This is a genomic window from Lentzea sp. (assembly GCF_035525475.1).
Classification (GTDB): Bacteria; Actinomycetota; Actinomycetes; order Mycobacteriales; family Pseudonocardiaceae; genus Lentzea.
Genome location: NZ_DATLEC010000175.1, coordinates 1 through 3,210 on the forward strand (window position 1 = coordinate 1; position 3,210 = coordinate 3,210).

At 67.6% G+C, this 3,210-nt stretch carries 4 protein-coding genes and 1 pseudogene; all 5 read left to right on the top strand.

Features of this window, described 5'->3' with window-relative positions:
• A pseudogene (locus tag VM306_RS28475) lies at positions 1-104 on the top strand (exodeoxyribonuclease III); the annotation flags it as partial.
• A gap of 121 nt (positions 105-225) precedes the next feature.
• On the top strand, positions 226-459 hold the full coding sequence (locus VM306_RS28480; protein ID WP_325520591.1) for a nucleotidyltransferase family protein: 234 nt from the start codon (positions 226-228) through the stop codon (positions 457-459).
• 13 nt (positions 460-472) lie between these two features.
• Positions 473-793 (top strand): DUF86 domain-containing protein, encoded by a 321-nt coding sequence (locus VM306_RS28485; RefSeq protein ID WP_325520593.1) that lies wholly within the window; start codon positions 473-475, stop codon positions 791-793.
• Between the two features lie 134 nt (positions 794-927).
• A complete protein-coding gene (locus tag VM306_RS28490) occupies positions 928-2,586 on the top strand; it encodes a TIGR03767 family metallophosphoesterase (protein ID WP_325520595.1) in 1,659 nt (552 codons plus the stop codon).
• Between the two features lie 116 nt (positions 2,587-2,702).
• A partial coding sequence (locus VM306_RS28495) for a radical SAM protein (RefSeq protein WP_325520597.1) occupies positions 2,703-3,210 on the top strand: 508 nt, incomplete at its 3' end.

Here is a 3,210-nt window from a genome sequence, read left to right on the forward strand (position 1 = left end):
GCGGGTTGGCTGAGCGGGCTCAGTCGGCCGTGGTGGAGCGGGCGGCGACGTATGCCGAGCGCTGGTCGGACCACGCCCCTGTGACGGTCGTGTACTCGGACTGACCGATAGCCCGGGATCAGGCACAATCATGCCCGAGGAGGTGATGAGGGTGCACGAGATCGTGTCTGCCAAGAGGGCTGAGATCGAGGAGCTGTGCCGGACGTTGGGTGTCCGACGTCTGATGTGTTCGGGTCAGCCGCGAGCGGCGCGTTCGACATCGCGAGCAGCGACGTGGACATCCTCATCGACTTCGAGACCGTGCACGACTTCGACCACTTCGGCAGCTACTTCGCGCTGAAGGAGGGCCTGGAGCGGATCTTCGACAGGCCTGTCGACCTCGTGGTGAGCGGCAGCATCCGCAACCCGTACTTCCGGCAGCAGGTCATGGACAGCAAGGAAACCCTGTATACGGCGTGATCCCCGCACCTACGTGTGGGACGCCTTGCGTGCCGCTGAGTTGCTGGCTGAGTTCAGCAGTGGCAAGTCCTTCACCGGCTATCTGGGTGACGCGATGCCGAGGTCCGCTGTCGAGCGGCAGTTCGAGATCATCGGCGAGGCGTTGAACAACTTGTCGAAGGTCTCCCCGGAACTCGCCGCGGCCGTTCCGGATCTGCGCCGCGTCGTTGCCTTCCGCAACATCCTCGTACATGGCTACGCCAGCGTGGACGATGCACTCGTGTGGCAGGTGCTCACCGAAAAGCGGCCGCGTCTCGAGGAGCACCTGCGCCAGCTGCTGGCTGGGCTGGCCTGACCCGGTCGCCTACTCCGACCGACCCAGTCCGGGCAGCCTGTATCGCTCCCGTCGCCCGTCTGACCGCTCGATTTACCCCGTCGGCTCCCCGAACATGAACACGATTCACCATCGATGAATCGGGGGCGCACAAGATGACGGGCTTCACCAGGCGTTCGTTCCTCCTGGCCATGGGTGTGGGCGCCGCGGGCGTCCCACTCCTCGACGCGCAGGCGATTGCCTCGACCGCGGGTACCACGCTCGACACCGCGGCCACGCCGATCGGCACCAGCGGCTACCGCAGGCTCCAGGCCGGACCGGGCTGGCCGACCGTCGTGCGCACCGATCTGGTCCCGGCCAAGGCCGGGCGGGAGGCGCGGCGGCAGGCGTTGGCCAGCTTCGTGCAGTTCAGCGACATGCACATCTGCGACGCCCAGAGTCCGCTCCGGTTCGAGTACCTGCACCCGATCATGGGCTCCAGCGCGCACCGGCCCCAGGAAGCTCTCACGGCGCAGGGAAGTACTTCTCTCGTTCGTCGTGTCAACGCCGTGAAGAACGGTCCGCTGACCGGCAGGCCCTTCGACTTCCTCATGACGACCGGTGACAACACGGACAACCACGAGAACATCGAGCTCGACTGGTTCCTCACGATCCTCAACGGCGGCACCATCACGCCGAACACCGGTGACAACGGGTACGAAGGCGTGCAGAACGCGGGCATCAGCACGTTCTGGCAGCCGGACCTCAGCGGCGCGGACGACTACAAGGCGGCGGGGTTCCCGCGGCTCCCGGGGCTGCTCGACGCGGCCGTCAGGGAGTTCACCAGCCCCGGACTGGACATCTCCTGGTACTCCACGATCGGCAACCACGACGACAGCGTGGTCGGCGCGCTGCCGGACGGCCTGCTCGACAGCTGGTACACCGGGCGCAAGAAGATCGTCGGCTTCGGCGACCCCGTGCAGAACGCCAAGGTCGCGCGTGCCTTCAACGACCCCGAGGCCATCCCGGAAGCGATGAGCATCCTCGCGAGTGGCGGCGTCGTCAGGACCGTCACGCCCGATGACCGGCGTCGGCTGTTCACCACCGGTGAGTTCGTGCGCAAGCATCTGCCGACGGGTGGACACGGGTACACGGACGCCAACGCGGATGGTGTGGACGTGTTCTACACGTTCCGGATGGCGCCTGGCGTCACGGGCATCAGCATGGACACCACGAACCTCGCCGGCTTCTCCGAGGGCTCGATCGGGCTGCACCAGCTCAACTGGATCGAGAGGACGCTCCGCCGCGGCAGTTCGCTCTACTACGACTGGCTCGGCCTGCCGCAGCGGCAGAACGTCACCGACGAGCTGTTCGTGCTGTTCAGCCACCACACGTCCACGACGATGGGCAACGTCTTACCCGACCGGCGGAGGCCGTTGGACCCGCGGATGAACGGTGACGCGCTGGTCGGCCTCCTCCACCGGTTCCCGAACGTGCTGGCGTGGGTCAACGGGCACACGCACCGCAACGTCATCACGCCGCACCGGCACGACACGCCGTCGAGGAGCTTCTGGGAGATCAACACCGCCGCGCACGTCGACTACCCGCAGCACGCCCGCGTCATCGAGGTGGCGGACAACGGGGACGGCACGTTGTCGCTGTTCACGACGTTGCTCGAAGCCGACGCGCCGTACCGGGCCGACTACGACGACCGCAGCGACCAGGCGCTCGCGAGCCTGTGCCGGGAGTTCACCTACAACGACATCCACTCGCGAGCCGAGCCGCTGGGCACTCCGCTCGACCGGAACGCGGAACTGCTGGTCGCCGTGCGGTGAAGTGGGATGTCCCACAGCCGGTCACACCTGATCAGGAATTTCAGCGGCCTAAGGTCGTTGACGTGGCAGTGGACATCTCTCTAACCCCACCGCAGCCCCGGCCGAGTGCGGCGGCCATGCGGCGAGCGTTGCGCAGGGCGGCGGACGGCGCCGTGCTCGACGCGACCGAGGCCACCGTGTTGCTGCACGCGCGCGGGGAGGACCTGGACGCGCTGCTGGCCGCGGCCGGCCGGGTGCGGGACGCGCACCTGCTCGCCGAGGGGCGTCCCGGGGTGGTCACGTACAGCCGGTCGGTGTTCATCCCGCTGACCAGGCTGTGCCGGGACCGGTGCCACTACTGCACGTTCGCGACGACCCCGGGACGCCTGCCCGCGCCGTTCCTGTCGCCGGACGAGGTGCTCGACATTGCCCGCAAGGGTGCTGCGATGGGCTGCAAGGAGGCGTTGTTCACGCTCGGGGACCGTCCCGAGGACCGTTGGGACGACGCCAAGGAGTGGCTCGCGGCGGCCGGATACGACAGCACGCTGGAGTACGTCCGCGCGATGGCGATCCGCGTGCTCGAGGAGACCGGCCTGCTCCCCCACCTCAACCCCGGCGTCATGAGCTGGAAGGAGATGTCGCGGC